The organism is Mycobacterium sp. IS-1496 (assembly GCF_001499995.1).
Lineage (GTDB): Bacteria > Actinomycetota > Actinomycetes > Mycobacteriales > Mycobacteriaceae > Mycobacterium.
On record NZ_LQIU01000024.1, the window covers coordinates 1 to 20164 of the forward strand.

At 69.8% G+C, this 20164-nt stretch carries 21 protein-coding genes; 17 read left to right on the plus strand and 4 right to left on the minus strand.

The window, feature by feature from the left end; all coding sequences use genetic code 11:
• Positions 1 to 215, plus strand: a 215-nt coding sequence (locus AU195_RS14340; RefSeq protein WP_172800580.1) for an IS30 family transposase, incomplete at its 5' end; no start/stop codon positions are given.
• Between the two features lie 101 nt (positions 216 to 316).
• Here the strand turns inward: AU195_RS14340 and AU195_RS26215 are convergent.
• Together AU195_RS26215 and AU195_RS14350 are read right to left on the minus strand one after the other, a co-directional pair.
• Positions 317 to 2806 (minus strand): PE-PPE domain-containing protein, encoded by a 2490-nt coding sequence (locus tag AU195_RS26215; protein WP_059159743.1) that lies wholly within the window; start codon positions 2804 to 2806, stop codon positions 317 to 319.
• A 240-nt stretch (positions 2807 to 3046) separates the two neighbouring features.
• Entirely contained in the window at positions 3047 to 4072 is a 1026-nt protein-coding gene (locus AU195_RS14350; protein ID WP_059159744.1) for a sigma-70 family RNA polymerase sigma factor, read from the minus strand.
• Positions 4073 to 4116: 44 nt separating this feature from the next.
• On the opposite strand from AU195_RS14350, the gene AU195_RS14355 reads away from it, so the two are divergent.
• The 6 genes from AU195_RS14355 (at position 4117) to AU195_RS14380 (ending at position 8409) form a co-directional block, all read left to right on the plus strand.
• A complete protein-coding gene (locus AU195_RS14355) occupies positions 4117 to 4956 on the plus strand; it encodes an alpha/beta hydrolase (RefSeq protein ID WP_059159745.1) in 840 nt (279 codons plus the stop codon).
• Positions 4953 to 5957 (plus strand): alpha/beta fold hydrolase, encoded by a 1005-nt coding sequence (locus AU195_RS14360; RefSeq protein WP_059159746.1) that lies wholly within the window; start codon positions 4953 to 4955, stop codon positions 5955 to 5957. Before AU195_RS14355 ends, AU195_RS14360 begins: the two co-directional genes overlap by 4 nt.
• Before the next feature lie 62 nt (positions 5958 to 6019).
• On the plus strand, positions 6020 to 6769 hold the full coding sequence (locus AU195_RS14365) for a DUF2786 domain-containing protein (RefSeq protein WP_059159747.1): 750 nt from the start codon (positions 6020 to 6022) through the stop codon (positions 6767 to 6769).
• Positions 6766 to 7281, plus strand: coding sequence for a TIGR04338 family metallohydrolase (locus tag AU195_RS14370; RefSeq protein WP_059159748.1), 516 nt, complete (start codon positions 6766 to 6768; stop codon positions 7279 to 7281). The genes AU195_RS14365 and AU195_RS14370 overlap by 4 nt, the downstream gene beginning before the upstream one ends.
• A gap of 10 nt (positions 7282 to 7291) precedes the next feature.
• Positions 7292 to 7951 (plus strand): O-methyltransferase, encoded by a 660-nt coding sequence (locus AU195_RS14375; RefSeq protein WP_059159795.1) that lies wholly within the window; start codon positions 7292 to 7294, stop codon positions 7949 to 7951.
• Positions 7952 to 8001: 50 nt separating this feature from the next.
• Positions 8002 to 8409 (plus strand): SRPBCC family protein, encoded by a 408-nt coding sequence (locus AU195_RS14380; protein WP_059159749.1) that lies wholly within the window; start codon positions 8002 to 8004, stop codon positions 8407 to 8409.
• Here AU195_RS14380 and ilvD read toward each other — a convergent pair.
• A complete protein-coding gene (ilvD, locus tag AU195_RS14385; protein ID WP_059159750.1) occupies positions 8406 to 10136 on the minus strand; it encodes a dihydroxy-acid dehydratase in 1731 nt (576 codons plus the stop codon). The genes AU195_RS14380 and ilvD overlap by 4 nt on opposite strands.
• A gap of 79 nt (positions 10137 to 10215) precedes the next feature.
• Here ilvD and AU195_RS14390 point away from each other — a divergent pair, with 79 nt between their 5' ends.
• From AU195_RS14390 to AU195_RS14435, 10 genes are all read left to right on the plus strand, one after another.
• Positions 10216 to 10875 carry a DUF305 domain-containing protein gene (locus tag AU195_RS14390; RefSeq protein WP_059159751.1) on the plus strand — a complete coding sequence of 220 codons (660 nt, stop codon included), beginning with the start codon at positions 10216 to 10218 and terminating at the stop codon, positions 10873 to 10875.
• Between the two features lie 2 nt (positions 10876 to 10877).
• The gene (gene ricR, locus AU195_RS14395) at positions 10878 to 11189 is read left to right on the plus strand and encodes a copper-sensing transcriptional repressor RicR (protein ID WP_059159752.1); all 312 of its coding nucleotides are present in this window, start codon (positions 10878 to 10880) and stop codon (positions 11187 to 11189) included.
• A gap of 12 nt (positions 11190 to 11201) precedes the next feature.
• Positions 11202 to 11714: a GNAT family N-acetyltransferase gene (locus AU195_RS14400; protein WP_286149255.1), complete on the plus strand. Its 513-nt coding sequence runs from the start codon at positions 11202 to 11204 to the stop codon at positions 11712 to 11714.
• A 7-nt stretch (positions 11715 to 11721) separates the two neighbouring features.
• The gene (locus AU195_RS14405; RefSeq protein ID WP_059159753.1) at positions 11722 to 12924 is read left to right on the plus strand and encodes an MFS transporter; all 1203 of its coding nucleotides are present in this window, start codon (positions 11722 to 11724) and stop codon (positions 12922 to 12924) included.
• Between the two features lie 76 nt (positions 12925 to 13000).
• Positions 13001 to 14008: a L,D-transpeptidase gene (locus AU195_RS14410; protein ID WP_059159754.1), complete on the plus strand. Its 1008-nt coding sequence runs from the start codon at positions 13001 to 13003 to the stop codon at positions 14006 to 14008.
• A gap of 98 nt (positions 14009 to 14106) precedes the next feature.
• On the plus strand, positions 14107 to 15054 hold the full coding sequence (locus tag AU195_RS14415) for a DUF4129 domain-containing protein (RefSeq protein ID WP_059159755.1): 948 nt from the start codon (positions 14107 to 14109) through the stop codon (positions 15052 to 15054).
• The gene (locus AU195_RS14420; RefSeq protein WP_059159756.1) at positions 15051 to 15536 is read left to right on the plus strand and encodes a hypothetical protein; all 486 of its coding nucleotides are present in this window, start codon (positions 15051 to 15053) and stop codon (positions 15534 to 15536) included. Before AU195_RS14415 ends, AU195_RS14420 begins: the two co-directional genes overlap by 4 nt.
• A 10-nt stretch (positions 15537 to 15546) precedes the next feature.
• On the plus strand, positions 15547 to 16512 hold the full coding sequence (locus tag AU195_RS14425; RefSeq protein WP_059159757.1) for an AAA family ATPase: 966 nt from the start codon (positions 15547 to 15549) through the stop codon (positions 16510 to 16512).
• The gene (locus AU195_RS14430) at positions 16509 to 17738 is read left to right on the plus strand and encodes a DUF58 domain-containing protein (protein WP_059159758.1); all 1230 of its coding nucleotides are present in this window, start codon (positions 16509 to 16511) and stop codon (positions 17736 to 17738) included. The genes AU195_RS14425 and AU195_RS14430 overlap by 4 nt, the downstream gene beginning before the upstream one ends.
• Complete coding sequence (locus AU195_RS14435) at positions 17735 to 18151, plus strand: hypothetical protein (RefSeq protein WP_059159759.1); 417 nt, start codon at positions 17735 to 17737, stop codon at positions 18149 to 18151. Before AU195_RS14430 ends, AU195_RS14435 begins: the two co-directional genes overlap by 4 nt.
• On the opposite strand, the gene AU195_RS14440 is transcribed toward AU195_RS14435, so the two are convergent.
• Entirely contained in the window at positions 18148 to 20115 is a 1968-nt protein-coding gene (locus AU195_RS14440; protein ID WP_172800583.1) for a M13 family metallopeptidase, read from the minus strand. The two genes, AU195_RS14435 and AU195_RS14440, sit on opposite strands and share 4 nt — an antisense overlap.
• Between the last annotated feature and the right edge of the window lie 49 nt (positions 20116 to 20164).

Below are 20164 nucleotides of genomic sequence, written 5' to 3' on the forward strand. Positions count from 1 at the left end.
CCCCGTGGCAACGCGGCACCAACGAAAACACCAATGGACTGCTGCGTCAGTACTTTGCCAAAGGCACTGATCTCTCGGTCTTTCCGGCCGACTACCTCGACTACGTCGCAACCAAGCTCAACAACCGACCACGCAAGACCCTCGGCTGGAAAACACCCGCCGAAACCCTCGACGCGCTACTGTGCGACCCACTCAATCCACCCGCTGTTGCATAGACGCCTTGAACCCAAGGCGCCGGGCCGTGCCACAACCCGACACTCGAGGAGTTACAGAAGCCCCGGGGTCACTGGACCCCGGGGCTTCGTTGTGCCGGTTGTTACGACGTAGCGCCTGATTCGTCAGAGCTACTGTCCGACTTCGCCGCTTCGGTGCGTTGCGGCCGCAGGTTCTCGCCGGCGGTCTTCACCGTGTCGGTGATTCTGCTGACGCCCTTCTGGAGGTCGTCGCCGACCTTCTTCACTGCGTCGTTGACCGAGACGGTATTGCGACGGATCAGCTTGGAGGCTTGGTCGTCGTCCACCGTCTTCCGAGCCTCTTTCGCCGCCGACGACACGTTGCCGGCGGTCTCCTCGGCCTGGTCACGTGCGTCCGCGAGCCGCTTGCCGACCTCGCGCTGCCCGTCGGCCAGCTGCTCCTGAGTGACGGCCGGGCGTTCCGGCAGCCGCTGGTCTGCAGCGGTCAGCACCTTGGACACCTGGTTGCCGACCTGTCGGCTGACATCGGTCAACGATGTGCCGGGCGTCTGCAGCGCCTGGTCGATCACAGCGCGCTGTTCCGCAGACACGTCTACATCGAGCCGCTCGGCCATCTGCAAGGCCGTTTCCAGGAGCGCTTCGTTCAGCTCTCCGCCGAAACCACGCCCCAGAGCGGCGATCACGTCGCCCACCATCAACGCTTCCTCCCCACGGGTCAGGGTGGGCGTTCCGAAGAGGGTCGGGGTTCCGAACTCGTCGAGGGTGCGGGTCCACGTGCCGTCCGGATTGCGCTTGACGTCGGTGTATGCCGAGTTGACGAGAATCTTCAGCGCCGGCTCGAGGGCATCCGCGAGGGGGGCGTTCTGACTCAGGTCGCCGGTCGCCAGGCCGAGAGCCTGCGACGGCATCCGCAGCGGGGCCAGCAGCGGCAGTTCGTCCACCGGGACGGTGTAGTACAGGGTCCCGTCGGGGCCGATTTTCGCCCCGTCACCGAGATTGTTGAAGTCTGTGCCGGTGATGAGGTTGGTCAAGAAGATCGCGGACGCAACAGAATTCGCCCAAGCGATTGGATTCGCCGTGGCCGGTGCGTCCGACATCAGGTCGTACTGCCAGCCGACGTCCGCCTTGAGCGTGACGACGATCGGCTTGCCGTCGACCGAATCGATGACAGCCTGGATGTTGCCCAGTTCGTCCATTGAGATATCACCGGCATTGCCGGTGAGGAGCTTGGTGATGAGCTCCGGATCGACACCTTCGGGCAGCACGTCCTGCCGTTCGGGGCTGACCGGGTTGACGCCGGTCAGTTCTTCATAGATCGGCGCGAACCGTGCGTAGAGACCACCGTTCGCCCGTCCCGGGTTGCGAACGAGCACGAGGGACAGCACGGTCAGGTCGACGACACCGCCGTCCTGCACCGACTCCCAGCCGACCGGCGGGGCATCGGGGAACTCGAGGTCATTCGGCAGTGGGATCTCCAACGGGTTGTTGGTGGTATCCGTCTGGTGCACCGTGACCACGCCGTCGCCGAAGGTGATTCGGATTCTGCGGGGCCCGGTCTGCGGATCGCCGATGACGAACGCGTCGTAGCCCTCGTGCGTTTCGCCTCGCGCGCTGTCGATGAAGGCCTGATATGCCTGGCCGGCCGCGATGGCACCGTCGCCGTAGGCGATCAGGTTGACGTTGGTGAGGTACGCGGTCCAGTTCAGGATCGGAGCCAGCGCGCTGAGGTCACCGTTGTCGACCGCCTTCGCGAGGTAGACCAGCTGACCGGCAGTCGGGAGGTCAGCGACGTCCGCGGGCGAGGCGACCCATTGACCCGACGTCGTCGTGGTCCAGTAGCCGTCTTCGACCCAGCCGTACTCGGGGATCTCCTCGCTGAAGTTGATGGTTTGCGGGATGTTCTTTACAGCGGCGCGGGCCGCATCGAGCGCGATTTGCGTGGCCTCGGCCTGGGCTACCGCCGGTGCCTGTGCGTCGGCGATGCGCTTTGCTTCGGCGGTCGCCTTCCTAACAGCGTCTGCCTTGCAGAGGCTGCCTCCGAACCCGCCGCCGCACCCCGCCGAGAATCGCGCATACGCCTTGTCATATTCCGACTTCGAGATGCGGGCATAGACGACGGTGTATGCGACGTCGTAGTTGTAGGCCAACTGGTAGGCCTTGTCGTAAGCGTCTTTATACAGAGGATTCGGGCCGCTGTAGCTCACCGTCTGCGAGCCGGTCTGACCCCAGTCGCCGGGGGTGTAGTACTGATCCTGATTCGCGTTGGTGGGGTCCAGCGGATTGACCGGCGTGTACCAGGGCACAAACACCGGCTTCAGGTCGACGCCGCCGGTGCCCCAGCCGATCAGCGGATCGTCGTCTTTGGCGGCGACGATTGCGTTGTTGATCGCGACTGGGTCCGACGGCAGCGTCGCGCCCTCCGAAATCGGCAGCCAGTCCGGGAACCCGACGAAGTAGGTCTCGCTCGATGCGGCGTTAGCCAGCGTCGGTGTGAGCCCGACGGCGACGGCCGTTGCTGCAATGCCGCCCATGAGGCCGGCCTTCTTGACCTGCTTCTTGCTGAGCCGCCGCCTCCGCGCCCGCGCGCCCTCGGCTTTATGCGACATCTTCATCACTCTCTTCGCTCCCTTTAAGGTTTCTCTAAGGCTGTGGGATCGAAGATATCTGTCGATCGAGATTCGCTATAGAGGGTTTTCCCTCGCGTTCAACGGGGTTGAGCGTGCATTATTGCGTTTGCTGGCTAGGGTCAAGATCGTTACAGGTTCAACGGTACATCTTGCGTGATCTACCTCACCAGTGAGCCACGTGGTCAGCAGGACCGGGGCTGTGACGAAACTCCGAGACTCGACGACCTACAGCGTGTCCGCCAACCCGAACGGCGCGAACGTCGTCGCGTGGAACGCCACGACGTGCGACACCCCGTCGGGCGTCACGTCGAGCACATGCAGTTGAAAGGCCTCGTGCCTGCCGGTCTCAGGGTTTCGCATGTACAGCGCCGCCGCGGTCTGCCCGTTGGCGGTGGTGGGGATCAACCGCATGTCACCGGCCCGTTCGGCCGGGCAGTGCGTCTTCGACAGCAGCACGATGTCGCGCGGGCCCTGGTACCACCCGTCGAACGGCGGCATCTCCCACACGGCGTCGGCGGTGAACAGGTCGACCAGTTTGTCGATGTCGTAGGTCTCGAACGCCGCGATGTAGCGCGCCAGCAGATCTTGCGCCTCGGGTGATTCCGGCGGCCTCAGCACGTCGTCCTCACTCGGGCCGATGGCGTCGAGTTGGGCCCGTGCCCGCTGCAGCAGGCTGTTCACCGCCGCGGTCGACGTGCCGAGGGCGTCGGCGACCTCGGCGGCCTTCCACTGCAGCACCTCCCGCAACACCAGCACCGCGCGCTGCCGCGGGGAGAGGTGCTGCAGCGCCGCGATGAACGCCAAGCGCACCGACTCACGCGAGCCCACGATGCTCGACGGATCGCCGGCATCGTCGGGCAGCGGCTGCAGCCACGGCACCTCGGCGCGTTCGTGGATGTCGTCGACCGGGTCGGAACTGGGGGCGCCGAGACCCGTCGGCAACGGGCGCCGCGCCCGGCCGTCGAGTGCGGTCAGCGAGGTGTTGGTCGCGATCCGGTAGAGCCAGGTGCGCACCGACGACTTGCCCTGAAACCCCCTGTAGGACTTCCACGCCCGGAGGTATGTCTCCTGCACGAGGTCTTCGGCGTCGTGCAGCGACCCGGTCATCCGGTAGCAGTGCGCGAGCAGTTCCCGCCGATACTTCTGCGCATCGGCGAGGAACGCGTCTTCGGCGCGGCTGTCGTCACGGCCGTCATCGACGGTGCGAGCCAGGACGGTCACGGTCGCGAGCTTACGCACGATGACCGACATCCGGCACCCCGTCAGGCCGGCGGCGACCGATAGTCTTTCGAGCCATGGCCAGCACCCGCAGCGAGCGACAATTCGACGGCGTCGGCGGGGTACGGATCGTCTACGACACCTGGACGCCCGACGTGCCCGCGCGCGGCGTGGTCGTGCTCTCCCACGGCTACGCCGAACACGCCCGCCGCTACGACCACGTCGCCCAGCGGTTCGGCGACGCCGGGCTCGCGGTCTACGCCCTCGACCACCGCGGCCACGGCCGCTCCGGCGGCAAGCGCGTCTACCTGCGCGACATCTCCGAATACACCGGCGACTTCCACACCCTCGTCGGCATCGCGGCCCGTGAGCACCCGGACCTGCCCCGCATCGTCCTCGGGCACAGCATGGGCGGCGGCGTGGTGTTCGCCTACGGCGCCGAGCACCCGGGCGACTACGCGGCGATGGTGCTGTCCGGACCCGCGGTCTATGCGCAGTCCGCGGTCAAGCCGTGGCTGGTGACCGTCGCGAAGCTGGTGGGCCGCATCGCCCCCGGGGTGCCGGTCGAAGAACTCGACGCCGACGCGGTGTCGCGCGATCCGGAGGTGGTGGCCGCCTACAAGGCCGATCCGCTCGTGCACCACGGCAAGCTGCCCGCCGGCGTCGCGCGCGGGCTGTTCACCGTGGGCGAGACCATGCCGCAGCGCGCCGGCGCGGTGACCGCACCGCTGTTGGTGGTGCACGGCGAGAAGGACCGGCTGATCCCGGTCGAGGGCAGCCACCGGCTGGTCGAGTGCGTGGGCGCCCAGGATGTGCACCTGAAGGTGTACCCGGATCTGTTCCACGAGGTGTTCAACGAGCCGGAGCAGGCGCTGGTTCTCGACGACGTCACCTCGTGGATCGAGGTCCGCCTGTGAAACACGTTGTCGGGCGGATTGTTTCGTGCGCGGCGACGGTGCTGCTGGTGGCCGGGTGCGGCTCGGCCGGCGAGGACAGGTCTGCGCCGGCCGCCCAGGCGGGCTGGACCGACGATGAGGTCACCTTCGCCGCCGACGGCCTGACCATCCACGGCACCTACCGGCACACGGACACCCCCGGCCCGGCCGCGCTGTTGATCTCCGAGAGCGGACAGACCGACCGCAACGGCGACAACGCGGTGGCGGGCCCCGTCGGCAACATGCGCCAACTCGCCGAACTGCTCTCCGAACGCGACGTCGCCAGCCTCCGCTACGACAAGGTGGGCACCGGGCGCACCGGCCTCGGGCCGTACGCCACCAGGCCGGCCGACGTCGGCACCGCCGTCTACACCGCGGGCGCGGCCGCCGCGCTGCGGTTCCTGGCCGAACAGCCGGCCACCGCGCGCGACCGGATCTCGGTCTACGCGCTCGGGGAGGGCACCGTCCACGCCATGTCGCTGGCCGCCGCGAACGATCCGGCGGTGCATTCGCTGGCGCTGTTGCAGCCGCTGGCCGCCCGCTACCTCGACATCATCACCGGACGCGTCCGCGGCGAAGCCGATCCCACCGTGCTGGCCAACTGGCTGGCCGCGGTCGAGGAGATCCGCACCAGGGGCACCGTGCCCGCACAACTCCCGGAAGGCCTCGGCGCGATCGTCAACCCCGGCAACATCAAGGCCGTCATCGAGGCCGACAAGGTGGATCCGATCGCGCTGGCCGCGAAGGTGCCCGCGGGTACCCCGGTCCTGCTGACGTGTTCGAACTCCGACGGGCAGGCCACGTGCGATGCGCTGCGGCCGTTGACGGACGCGTTGCGGCACACCGAACTGACCGTCGTCGAACTCGACGGCGTCAACCACGTGCTGCGCGACGACCCGACCGACAACGTCGCGAACTACGCTCAACAGGCGCCACTTTCTCCACAGGTGGTGGAGGCGCTGGACGGGTTCGTCACCAAGTGATGTCGGGTCTCTCGCCTAGGTTGGCCGCATGAGTGACAAGCGAGAAGCGCAGCGGATTGCGCATGAGTGACGACAAGATGCTGGCGCGCATCGCGGCCCTGCTGCGCCAGGCCGAGGGCACCGACAACGTGCACGAGGCCGACGCGTTCATGGCGGCCGCGCAGCGCCTGGCCACGGCGACGTCGATCGACCTCGCGGTGGCGCGTTCCCACACCGATCAGCGCACCAAGGCGCAGATGCCCGTGCAGCGCACGATCACGATCGGCGAAGCGGGCACCCGCGGCCTACGGACGTACGTGCAGTTGTTCGTGGTCATCGCCGCCGCCAACGACGTCAAATGCGACGTCGCGTCCAACTCGACGTTCGTGCACGCCTACGGCTTCGCCGAGGACATCGACGCCAGCCATGCGCTGTATGCGGGCCTGGTGATGCAGATGGTCAAGGCGTCGCAGGCCTACATCGCCTCGGGCGCGCACCGGCCCACTCCGGCCATCACGGCGCGGCTGAACTTCCAGTTGGCGTTCGGCGCGCGGATCGGCCGGCGGCTCAGCGAGGCCCGTGAGGAGGCGCTGGCCGCGGCGGCGAAGGAGGAGAACGGCCGGCCGGGCACTGCGATCGCGTTGCGGGACAAAGACCTCGAGCTCAAGGACTTCTACCGGGAGGCGTCGCAGGCGCGCGGGACCTGGCGCGCGACGAGCGCGACGGCCGGGTACTCGTCGGCGGCGCGACGGGCCGGGGACCGGGCCGGACGGCGGGCGCGGCTGGGTCCGAGCCAGGAACTGGCCGGCGCCCGCACGGCGCTGGAGACGTGAGCGGCCGCGACACCCAGCGCGCGAAGGTCTACGCCGCGGAGCAGTTCGTCCGGACGCTGTTCGACCGGGCGGCCGAGCGGGGCAACCAGGTGATCGAGTTCCTCGGCGCCCAGCTGACGTTGCCGACTGAGGCGCGTTTCGCGTCGGTGGCCTCGGTGCAGGCCTACGTGGACCGCGTCCTCGCCCACCCGCACATCCGGCACGGCTGGCCCGAGGCCGGTCCGCTCACGGTGCGGGCCCGCCGGGGCGTGACGGCCGCGCACTACGAGGTCGCCGACGGCCGGGCCGTCATCGCCGTCCCCGAGCGGCAGACCACCTGGGCGCTGCGCGAGCTGGTGGTGCTGCACGAGATCACCCACCATCTGTGCCGCGCGGAACCGGCGCACGGCCCCGCGTTCGCGTCCACGTTCTGCGAGGTCGCCGAGGCCGTGATGGGTCCGGAGGTGTCCCACGTGCTGCGGGTGGTGTACGCCGAGGAGGGGGTCCGGTTGGGTGGCGGTTCCACGGATTAACGTGTGCGACGTGAGCGAGCCCAATCCACAGGTGGTCGACCAGCTCTTCGACCGTGTGCTGCACACCGAGGACGAAGCGCTGATCGCGGCCAGGGAGTCGGCCGCGGCAGCCGGGATGCCGCAGATCGAGGTGTCCGCACAGCACGGCAGGCTGTTGTCCATCCTGGCGGCCGTCACCGGTGCGCGCCAAGTGCTGGAGATCGGCACCCTCGCCGGTTACAGCACGATCAACCTGGCCCGCGGTGCCGGGCCGGACGGGCACGTCATCACCCTCGAGTTCGACCCCCGCCACGCCGAGGTGGCCCGGGCGAACCTGGCCCGCGCCGGTGTCGCCGACCGGGTCGAGGTGCTGGTCGGGGCGGCGCTCGACACCCTGCCGACCCTGCAGCACGGCGCGCCGTTCGACCTGGTGTTCATCGACGCCGACAAGGAGAACAACGTCGCCTACGTCGAGTGGGCGATCAAGCTCGGCAGGCCGGGCACGGTGATCGTCGTCGACAACGTCACCCGCATGGGCCGCATCTACGACCCGGCGCCCGACGACCTGCAGGCTCAGGCCGTGCGCGAGATGCTCGAGATGATGGGCAGCCACCCGAGGTTGAGCACCGCGGCGATCCAGACCGTCGGTGCCAAGAACTGGGACGGTTTCGCGGTCGCCGTCGTGACGTAGTCGCGAATCCGGTTTCGTGACGTAGCCGCGAAACGGGGTATCAGAGCGGCATGGGGATCTGTTTCCGAAACGGCATGCTCACCGTCGACCGGGTGGTCCACGCCTCGCCCGCGGCGGTCTGGTCGGTGCTCGTCGACCTCGACGCCTGGCCGAAATGGGGTCCGACCGTGGCAGGCGCCGAGCTGCTCGACGGCACCGAACTCGGCCTCGGGGAACGCGGGAAGGTCTACACGCCGGTGGGCATCCCGCTGCCGTTCACGATCACCGAATTCGAGCCGGTCCGGCGTTGGGCGTGGCAGGTGGCGGGCGTACCCGCGACCGCGCACGGCGTCGAACCGACCGAGGCCGGGACCCGCCTGTATATGAGCGCACCGGTGTGGGCCGGCGCCTATCTGCCGGTGCTTGCCGTCGCGCTGCAGCGCATCGATCGGATGGTCGGCGTCGGCGGAGAGGCCTAGCCGCAGACCGCGCCGACCGCGGCCGAGCCGACCAGCTTCGTGTACTTGGCCAGCACGCCGGTGGTGTACACGGGGGGCAACGGCTCGAAACCGGTCTTGCGCGAGGCGAATTCGTCCTCGTCGACCAGCAGGTCGAGCGTGCCGTTGGCGACGTCGAGCCGGATCCGGTCGCCGTCGCGCACGAACGCGATCGGCCCGCCGTCGACGGCCTCCGGGGCGATGTGGCCGACGCAGAGGCCGGTGGTGCCGCCCGAGAACCGGCCGTCGGTCATCAGCAGCACGTCCTTGCCGAGGCCTGCGCCCTTGATCGCACCGGTGATGGCCAGCATCTCGCGCATCCCGGGCCCGCCCTTGGGGCCCTCGTAGCGGATGACGACGACGTCGCCGTGCGTGATCGTGCCGTCCTCGAGTGCGTCCAGGGCGGCCCGCTCCCGCTCGAAAACCCTTGCGGTGCCCTCGAACACGTCGGAGTCGAAGCCTGCCGACTTCACGACCGCGCCCTCCGGAGCCAGCGATCCGTGCAGGATCGTGATGCCGCCGGTGGGGTGAATGGGGTTGTTCATCGCGCGCAGCACCTTGCCGTCGGGGTCCGGCGGTTCGATGTGGGCGAGGTTCTCGGCCATGGTCTGACCCGTGACGGTCAGGCAGTCGCCGTGCAGCAGCCCGGCGTCCAGCAGTGCCTTCATCACCACGGGCACACCGCCGATCTCGTCGACGTGCTTCATGACGTGACGGCCGAACGGTTTGACGTCCGCGAGGTGCGGCACCTTCTGCCCGACGCGCGTGAAGTCCTCCAGCGACAGCTTGACGTTGGCCTCCCACGCGATGGCCAGCAGGTGCAGCACGGCGTTGGTGGACCCGCCGAACGCCATGACGACGGCGATCGCGTTCTCGAAGGCCTCCTTGGTGAGGATGTCGCGCGCGGTGATGCCGCGGCGCAGCATCTCGACGACCGCCTCACCCGACCGGCGCGCGTACTCGTCGCGCCGCTTGTCGATGGCCACCGGAGAGGCGCTGCCCGGCAACGACATACCGAGCGCCTCGGCCGCCGACGCCATGGTGTTGGCGGTGTACATCCCGCCGCAGGCGCCTTCGCCGGGACAGATCGCGCGCTCGATGATGTCGACGTCCTCGCGCGACATCAGCCCGCGGGCACACGCCCCGACCGCCTCGAAGGCGTCGATGATCGTGACTTCCTTCTCGGAGCCGTCGGTGAGCTTCGCGACGCCGGGCATGATCGAGCCGTTGTACAGGAACACCGACGCCAGATCGAGGCGCGCGGCGGCCATCAGCATGCCGGGGATCGACTTGTCGCAGCCGGCCAGCAGCACCGTGCCGTCGAGGCGCTCGGCCTGCACGACGGTCTCGACGCTGTCAGCGATCACCTCGCGGGAGACCAGCGAGAAGTGCATGCCCTCGTGGCCCATCGAGATGCCGTCGGACACCGAGATGGTGCCGAACTCGAGCGGGTAACCGCCGCCGGAGTGCACACCGCCCTTGACAGCCTGCGCCAACCGCTGCAGCGACATGTTGCACGGCGTGATCTCGTTCCACGACGAGCCCACCCCGATCTGCGGTTTGACCCAGTCGTCGTCGCCCATGCCGACCGCGCGCAGCATCCCGCGGGCGGCGGTCTTCTCGAGACCGTCGGTGACGTCGCGGCTGCGGGGTTTGATGTCGGGCTCCGCCGGACGTGCGGCTCCGGTCTCTGAACTTCCTGAGGGCATCTATCGATTATGCCTCCGGCGTTTCACCCGGCCAAACCAATTCTCATACCCCCTTGGGGTATCCAGGTAGGGTGGGGTCATGACGTCACGCACCCTCCGGCCGCTCGCCCTGTTCGCCGCGCTCCTCGCGGCGCTGTTCCTGTCCTCGTGTACCAGCACCGAGCCGCAGCAGGGCGACGGCAACACCGACCACGGTCAGCATTCCGGGCCCGGCCATGACGAGGTCGCCGGCCACGACCGAGCCGGCCACGATCAGGCCGCCGGTGCCGGCCAGGCGCCGCACAACGCCGACGACATCGTGTTCGCCCGGGACATGATGCCGCACCACGAGCAGGCGCTGCAGCTGGTGGATCTGGCGCGGGACCGCTCCAGCGACCCGGCGCTGCTCGAACTCGCCTCGGCGATCGCCGCCGCGCAGGGCCCCGAGATGGACCAGCTGGCGGGGATGCTGCGCAGCTGGGGTCAGGACCCCGAGGCCGGGATGCACCACGGCGGCCACGGCATGGCGATGCCCGGCATGGTCGACGACGCCACCATGAAGCGCCTCGAGTCGCTGCGCGGCGCCGAATTCGACACACTGTGGCTGGAATCGATGATCAGCCACCACCAGGGTGCCGTGGAGATGGCCAAGGCCGAGATCGCCAACGGCGACAACGCCGACGCCAAGGCGATGGCCGAGCACATCGTCGAGACCCAACAGGCCGAGATCGCCCAGATGAAGCAGATGCTGGAGGGTTAGCTATGTCCACAGGTGATCCCGAAGACGTTGCGGTACATGGCTATTCGGCGCAGAAGGCGAACTACGCCAAACGGCTGCGCCGCATCGAGGGTCAGGTCCGCGGCATCGCCAAGATGATCGAGGACGACAAGTACTGCATCGACGTCCTGACCCAGATCAGCGCTGTCAACAGCGCGCTGCAGTCCGTCGCGCTGGGCCTGCTCGACGAGCACCTCGGGCACTGCGTCAGCCAGGCCGTCGCCGAGGGTGGTGAACAGGCCGACGCCAAACTCGCCGAGGCGAGCGCGGCGATCGCGCGGCTCGTGCGGTCCTGACACACTGCTGAGGTGACCGATGTCGTCGTGCTGCCCGCCACCGTCGAGCATCTGACCGCGCTGCGCAGCGACCGGACGGCGTTCGGTGAACTCCTCGGATGCGCCGTGCCCGACGGCTGGCCGGAGTTCCCCGAGGCGATCGAGTTCACGCTCGGGAAGCTGACCGACCATCCGCACGAGGCGGGGTGGTGGATGCACTTCTTTCTCGCCGACGGGGGTGCGCTGCTGGTCGGGTCGGGGGGTTTCGTCGGGCCACCGCGAAACGGTGTGGTGGAGATCGGTTACGAGATCGCCCCGGAGTTCCGCAACCGCGGCTACGCCACCGCCGCCGCCAGGGCGATGATCGGCAAGGCGATGTCCGCGACGGGACGGCTGAGAACCGTCGTCGCCCACACCCGCGCGAACGAGAACCCGTCCACCGGGGTACTGCGCCGCCTCGGCTTCCAGCGGGTCGCCGAGATCGAGGATCCCGACGACGGACCGCTGTGGCGCTGGGAGGTCGCCGTGCCGGCCGGAGTGCGATGACGGTCGATTGACCCGGGCCTGGACGCCGCGGGTCGCCGGGCAGCTCACGGTGCTGGCGGCGGCCGCGTTCGTGTACGTGACCGCGGAGGTGCTGCCGATCGGCGCGCTGCCGGCGATCGCGGCCGACCTGCGCGTCAGCGAGGCGCTGGTCGGCACACTGCTCGCGGGATACGCGCTGATCGCCGCGGTCACGACGATGCCGCTGGTGCGGCTGACCGCGTCGTGGCCGCGGCGCCGCACCCTGTTGCTGACGCTGGTGTGCCTGACCGGATCGCAGGCCGTCTGCGCGCTCGCCCCGAACTTCGCGGTGCTCGCCTCCGGCCGGGTGCTGTGCGCGCTGACCCACGGCCTGATGTGGTCGGTCATCGCCCCGATCGGCGTGCGCCTGGTGCCGGCCGGCCACGCCGCCCGCGCCACCACCGCGGTCTACGCCGGCACCGGCCTGGCCCTGGTGGTGGGCAATCCGCTCACCGCGGCGATGAGCCAGCTATGGGGGTGGCGGACGGCGGTCGTCGTCGTCACCGCAGCGGCCGCGACGGTCACGATCGCGGCCTGGCGGGCGCTGCCGCCGATGCGGTCGCCGGCGAGCGCGGCCGGCCGGGAGACCCCGCGGCCCCGCAACCCCCGGTTGGTCACACTGGCGGTGCTGACGTTGCTCGGCGTGACCGGGCACTTCCTGGCGTACACGTTCATCGTCGTCGTCATCCAGGACGTGGTGGGCGTGCCCGGCGCGCGCTCGGCGTGGTTGCTGGCGGCATTCGGGATCGCCGGCCTGATCGGGATGGCGGCGCTGGCCCGGCCGGGGGACCGGCGGCCGCACCTGGCGGTGGTCGGCTGTCTCGGGGTGATGGCGGCGGCGTTCGGTGTGCTGACCGCCCTGGCGTACGCAGATCACACCGGGCGGCTCCTGCTGTTCGTGGGCGCGGTCGCGGTCGTGGCCTGGGGTGCGGCCTCGACGGCGGTCCCGCCGATGTTGCAGGCGGCGGTCATGCGGACGGCCCCGGACAATCCCGACGGGGCGTCCGGGGTGTACGTGGCGGCCTTCCAGGTCGGCATCGTGGCCGGCGCGCTGGGCGGCGGTGTGCTCTACCAGTGGGCGGGTGCGGGCCCGGTGCTGGCCGGTTCCACCGCCGTCACCGCGGTGGTGCTGGCCTGTGCGGTGGGCCGATCCGACCTGTTCAGGACCCCCGCGGTGGCGTGGGAGCGGTGATCGTGAACCCCGACCGGGGGTGGCGGGCCCGGGTCCTGTGCGACACTGGACCTTGATCTGGGACTGGAGGTATCGCATGCCGCAGCGGACTGTGCGGAAGCTGACCACCGCGATCTTCGCGGCCGGACTGCTGGGAGGGCTGGTGCTGAGCGCGCCGCCGGCGCTGGCACAACCGGCGCCGCCGCCGCCACCGCCGGCACCGGTCGATCCGTTGGCCCCACCGCCGCCTCCGGCCGCCCCGGCGCCACCGCCGGCGAATCCGTTCGCCTACCCGGCGCCGGCCGCGACCGACCCCTTGGCGGCCACCGCGCAGCCCCTGCCGATTCCCGAGGGCACCCCGGCCGGCCAGAACCCGACGCCCTACGTCGGCAAGCCGGTGTTCGCGCCGCCGACGTTCAACCCGGTGAACGGGTCGATCGCGGGTGCGGCCAAGCCGATCTACATCAACTTCCAGCGACCCATCGCCAACCGCGCGCTGGCCGAACAGGCGATCCACATCTCGTCGAACCCGCCGGTGCCGGGCCGCTTCTACTGGACCAGTGACACCCAGGTGCGCTGGCGTCCGCAGGACTTCTGGCCGGCGGGCACGGTGGTGAACATCGACGCGTCGGGCACCAAGTCGAGTTTCACCGTCCCCGAGCAGCTGGTGGCCACCATCGACAACAAGTCGTTGACGATGGAGGTCCACCGCAACGGCGAACTGGTGAAGACCTTCCCCGTCTCGATGGGCAAGAAGGGTTACGACACGAAGAACGGCACCTACTACGTGCTGGAGAAGTTCGCCGACATCGTGATGGACTCCTCCACCTACGGGGTGCCGGTCGACGATCCGTCCGGTGAGGGGTACAAGCTCAAGGTGCAGGATGCGGTCCGCATCGACAACAGCGGCGTCTTCGTGCACAGCGCGCCGTGGTCGGTGGGCTCCCAGGGCGAGAGCAACGTCAGCCACGGGTGCATCAACCTCAGCCCCGCCAACGCTCAATGGTTCTTCGACAACTTCGGCAGCGGTGACGCCGTCGTGATCAAGAACTCGACCGGCATCTACAACCAGCCCGACGGTGCGTCGGACTGGCAGATGTTCTGACCTGACGCCCGTTCGGCGCCGCCCGCGCGGCACCCCGTGTCAGGATGAGGGCGGCCGGCCGTCGCACCGGCGGCCGGCGATCTGCCGAGGGTTAGCCGATGCCGGGTGCCGACAAGGCGACAGCACGCACGGTCACGGTGATCGTGCTGATCCTGCTCGCCGGGATCGCCCTGCGGGGCCGGCTGCCCGGCGCCGATTCCGCCGCTGACGAACCCGCCGACAGGGGCCCGGCACCGCTCGTCGCCGTCCTGGTGATGCTCGGTCTGTCCATGGTGGTCATCGCGATCTCGGTGATCAGCCAGGCACGCCACCCCGTCGCCCGCTCGGACGGCGCGGGCGAGCTGCCCCGCGGGAGCGGCGGTGAGGGCCGGCGGTTCACCTGGCGGATGGCGCTCGTGATGGTCGGCGCCCTGCTGCTGTGGCTGGTGGTGGTGCTGACGCTGATGCGCATCAGCGGCTGGCTGGACGTGGCCGTCGACCCACCGGACGCGCCGCCGCCGGATTCGGAGCCGGGGGCCGAAGCCGGTGCCGAGCCCCCACCACCACCACCTCCTGAGGCGCCGGGCTCCACCGCCGTGCTGGGCTACTTCGCCGTTGCGACAGCGCTTTTCGTCGTGCTGTCGGTGGTCGGGGCGATGGCGGGCCGCAGTGCGCGGCGCCGTCCCGGTGCGGCGGTGTCCACCGCGGTCGACGACGATCCACCGGCGGTCAGCAGGACACAGTCCCTGGCGCGCGCGGCCGAACGCGGGCTGATTGAGATCGGCGACCTCAGCCGCGAACCGCGCGAGGCGATCATCGCCTGCTACGCGGCCATGGAGCGCGAACTGGGCAAGTCACCCGGCGCCATGCCCCAGGACTCCGACACCCCGACGGAGGTGCTGGCCCGCGCCGTCGACCGGCGCCTGCTGCACGGTGAGAGCGCGGCCGAACTCGTCGAGCTGTTCGAGGAAGCCCGGTTCAGCACCCATGTGATGGGGGAGGACCACCGCGACGCGGCGGTGCGGGTACTGCGGCTGGTGCTGCGCGAACTGCAGGACGCGGCGTGACCCGCGCCGTCGCCGCCGCGCTGGTCCTGCTGCTCGCCGTGGAGATCTACGCCGTCGCCCGGCTCGACCGCGACGACGTGCTGACGGTCTCGGGTGTCGCGCTGGCCGGTGCGCTGCTCGCCGCGCGTTTCGCGTTGGCGGGTGACGACAGCGGGCCGTCGACCGCCACCGACGCCGACGAGCGCGGCGCGGCACTGCGCCGGTGGGTGGACCGGACCGAGACCATGGTCGGCTGGTCGGAAGCCAGCCGCGCGGACTGGGACCGGCGGCTGCGCCCGATGCTGGCACGCCAGTTCGAGCTGGCCACCGGTCAACGAAAAGCGAAAGACGTCAGGGCTTTTCACGCGACAGGTCAGATGCTGTTCGGGGCGGAGCTGTGGCAGTGGGTGGATCCGGAGAACGTCTCCCGCACCGGCGCACACGAACCCGGTCCGGGCCGCGAGGCGCTCGACGAGATCCTGCGACGACTGGAACGGGTGTGACGGGGGAACCATGAACATGCCTGCGGCGACAACCACGGCCTACTGCGAGGCGGTCCTCGACGAGATCGGAGCGGTGGTCGTCGGCAAGCGCCGCGCCCTCGCGCTGATCCTGACCGCCGTGCTGGCCCGCGGCCACATCCTCATCGAGGATCTGCCCGGTCTGGGCAAGACGCTGATCGCCCGGTCGTTCGCCGCGGCGCTCGGTCTGCAGTTCACCCGCGTGCAGTTCACCCCGGACCTGCTGCCCGCCGACCTGCTCGGCTCCACCATCTACGACATGCACTCCGGCCGTTTCGAATTCCGGAAGGGACCGATCTTCACCAACCTGCTGCTCGCCGACGAGATCAACCGGACCCCGCCGAAGACCCAGGCCGCCCTGCTCGAGGCCATGGCCGAACGCCAGGTCAGCATCGACGGCGTCACCCACCCGCTGCCCGCGCCGTTCCTGGTGCTGGCCACCGACAACCCGATCGAATACGAGGGCACCTATCCGCTGCCCGAGGCGCAGTTGGACCGCTTCGCCGTCCGCCTCGAACTGCGTTACCTGTCCGGGCCCGACGAGGTGCTGATGTTGCAGCGCAGGCTCGACCGCGGTTCGGCGGAGCCGACGGTGCAGCGCGTGGTCGACGGCGCAGAGCTGCTGGCCATGCAGGAGTCGGTGGAACAGGTGACGGTGCACGAGGACGTGCTCCAGTACGTGGTGTCGCTGGCGACGGCGTCACGTCAGCACCCCCAGGTCGCGGTCGGGGTGAGTCCGCGCGCCGAACTCGACCTCGTCCAGCTCGCCCGGGCCCGCGCGTTGCTGGCCGGGCGCGATTTCGTGATCCCCGAGGACGTCAAGTCGCTGGCCGTCCCGGTCCTGGCCCACCGGATCAGCCTGCGCCCGGAGATGTGGGTCCGGCGGGTGCAGGGCGCCGACGTGGTCGAAGAGTTGCTGCGCCGCCTGCCGGTGCCGCGCACCGGGAACAGCTCGTGAGCGACACCGTCGAATTGCGCTGGCGGGCAGCGCCTTTGACGCGGGCGCTGGCGACGTGCGCGGCGGTCGCGCTGATGGCGGCGCTGTTGACGGTGCGGTGGGAGCTGGTGGCCTTCGCCGCGCCGCTGCTCGGCGTGCTGTGCTCGATCGGCTGGCAACCGCGCGCGCCGGGAGTCCGGGTGTCCAGCAGTTCGCCGCTGCAGCGGTGTTTCGAGGGCGAACCGTCGGCGGTCGAGATCTCGGCGACCGCCGACGACGGCAGCGACGTCACGCTGACCCCGTCGACCGTCGACGGGGCGGACCTCACCACCACGGCCGACGGCACGCGGCTGACGGTGACGCTGACGGCCTCGCGGTGGGGCCGTTATCCGGTGCGGGCGCAGGTCCGCGTGGCGGCCCGCGGCGGACTGCTCGAGGGGACGGGGTCCGTCGACGCCGCGCACGTGTGCGTGTTCCCGCTCGCGCCACCGCACTCCGTCACCGTCCCGCGCACCGATCTGCTCGACCGGCTGGGCACCCACCTCACCCGTCATCTCGGCCCGGGCGTCGAGTACGCCGACATCCGCGGCTACGTGCCGGGAGACCAGCTCCGCACGGTGAACTGGCCGGTCAGCGCCCGGCGCCGGAATCTGCATGTCACACAGCGATTGACCGACCGGTCCGCCGACGTGGTCGTGCTCGCCGACACCTATGCGCAGCCGCCGGGACCGGCCACCGCCGCGACCGAGCGGATCGCCCGCGGCGCCGTTCAGGTGGTGCAGAGCGCCCTGCGCTACGGCGACCGCGCCGGACTGGTCACCCTCGGCAGCCGCCGCACCCGCTGGCTCGCCGCCGACATCGGCCAGCGGCAGTTCTACCGCATCCTCGACGTCCTGCTGGCGGCCGGCGAATCCGACGCCACCACAGGCACTCTCGCGCCTCAGGCCGCCGTGCCGCCGGGCGCGATCGTCGTGGCGTTCTCCACGATGCTGGAGACCGAGTTCGCGCTCGCGCTGATCGACCTCCGCAAACGGGGGCACACGGTGATCGCCGTCGACGTCCTCGAGGGCAGTCCGCTCGAGGGCGAGCGGGACCCGCTGATCGACCGGATGTGGGCGCTGCAGCGCTCGTTCATGTACCGCGACATGGGGACCATCGGCGTGGACGTCGTGTCATGGCCCACCGATGCCACCCTCGACCAGGCGATGGCGCTGACCCGCCACCGGCGCAGCGGGGCACGACGGTGAAGGCGTTGCCGGCCTTCGTGTTCGGCGTCGTGATGGTGGTTGCGGTCGCGTACCGCGCGGACGGCCCCGCGCTCGTGGCCGCGGGCGCGGCCTCGGTGGCGGTGGCGGCCTCGGTGCGGTGGCCGACCGCGGCGGTCGTCGCGGTCCTGCTCACGATCTCGGCCGTCGTGCTCGCGCCCAGTGCGCCGATGGCGACCGCGCTGGCGGGACTGGCCGCGACGGCTTACCTCGTGCTGCGGCACAACGACGGCCGCGCCACCCCGCCGACGATGGTCGCCGCCGTCGGCTTCGCGCTCACGGCCACCGCGGTGGTGGCGCTGCCGACCCACATCCCGTGGCTACCGCTGGCGGCGCCGATCGCCCTGCTGGCCGGCTATGTGCTGGCCCTGCGGCCGTATCACCGGAGTCGCTAGTTCCAGATGCGGACGCGGCGATCGGGTTCCAGGTAGAGCGCATCGTCCTCGCCCACCTCGAACGCCTCGTAGAACGCGTCGATGTTGCGGATGACGCCGTTGCAGCGGAACTCCGGCGGCGAGTGCGGATCGGTGGCCAGCCGCCGGATCGCTTCTGCCGAACGGTATTTCGTGCGCCACACCTGCGCCCAGCCGAAGAACACCCGCTGCACACCGGTCAGCCCGTCGATCACCTGTGCCGGCTCGCCGTTGCGCGACAACTCGTAGGCCAGCAGGGCGATCGACAGCCCGCCGAGGTCGCCGATGTTCTCGCCGACGGTGAACGCGCCGTTCACGTGATGGCCGTTCTGGCCCTCGAGCTCGCGCGGCGTGTACTGCTCGTACTGTTCGATCAGCGCCTTGGTGCGGGCGCCGAACTCGGTGCGGTCGGCGTCGGTCCACCAGTCGACCAGGTTGCCGTCCCCGTCGTACTTGGCGCCCTGATCGTCGAAACCGTGCCCGATCTCGTGGCCGATGACCGCGCCGATCCCGCCGTAGTTGGCGGCGTCGTCGGCGTCGGCGTCGAAGAACGGCGGCTGCAGAATCGCTGCGGGGAAGACGATCTCGTTCATCCCGGGGTTGTAGTACGCGTTGACCGTCTGCGGTGTCATGAACCACTCGTCGCGGTCCACCGGACCGCCGAGCTTGTGCACCTCACGGTCGGAGGCCAGCTGGTAGCCGCGCAGGTAGTTGCCGTAGAGGTCGTCGCGGCGGATGACCAGCTGCGAGTAGTCCTTCCAGCGGGCGGGGTAGCCGATCTTCGGGGTGAACTTGTCCAGCTTGGCGAGCGCCTTCTCGCGGGTCTCGGGTGTCATCCACTCGAGCCGGTTGATGCTGACCCGGTAGGCCTCGCGCAGGTTGGCGACCAATTCGTCCATGCGCGCCTTGGCATTCGGCGGGAAATGACGCTGCACGTAGAGCTTGCCGAGCGCCTCGCCCATCAGGTTCTCCACCACGGAGACCCCACGCTTCCAGCGGTCGCGGATCTGCTCGGTGCCCGACAGCAGGCGTCCGTAGAACGCGAAGTCCTCGGCCACCAGCTCGTCGGTCAGCAGGAAGGCGCGGGCGTGGATGAGGCGCCACCGCGCCCACTGCTTCCAGTCCTCCAGCGGTTCACTCGACCAGGCGGCCGCGAACTCGGTGAGGTAGTCGGGTTGGCGCACCACGACCTCGGCCACCGCGTCCGGCGTCGTGCCCAGCGCCGTCACCCAGCCGGCCCAGTCGAAGCCGGGCGCCTCGGCCGACAGGTCGGCGAACGTGCGCAGGTTGTAGGTCAGGTCGGCGTCGCGGCGCTTCACCACATCCCAGTGCGCGGCGGCCAGCTTGCGCTCCAACGCGACGACGCGCTCTGCGGTGTCGGTGTGCTCCCCGCCGTACACCAGCGCGAACATCGCCGCGATGTGCCGGGGATAGGCGGCGAGGATCTCGGCGTGCTGCTCGTCGCGGAAATACGATTCGTCGGGCAACCCGATCCCGGACTGACTGAAGTGCAACAGGTAGCGGGTCGAGTTCTTGGAGTCGGTGTCGACGTACACCCCGGCGCCACCGCCGACGCCGGTGCGCTGCAGGCCACCGAGGACCGCCGCGAGCGCGTCGGGACTGTCGGCGGCGTCGACGAGCGCCAGTTCGTCGAGCAGCGGCTGGACGCCGATCCGTGCCACCGTCGCCTCGTCGAGGAAGCTGGCGTAGAGGTCGCCGATGCGCTGCTCGTCGGTGCCGTCGGGGGCGTTCGACTCCGCCGCCTCGGTGATCAGATCGCGGATCTGCTCCTCGGCGCGGTCATAGAGGGTGCGGAACGCACCGTCGGCGGCCCGGTCGGCCGGGATCTCGTACTCGGCCAACCACCGGCCGTTGACGTGGCCGAACAGGTCGTCCTGCGCGCGGGCCGCAGTGTCGAGGTAACTGAGGTCGATGCCCGATTTGATGGTCGCTGCCGCTCCGCCGCTGATGGTTCTATCCGTCACCCCCACATGC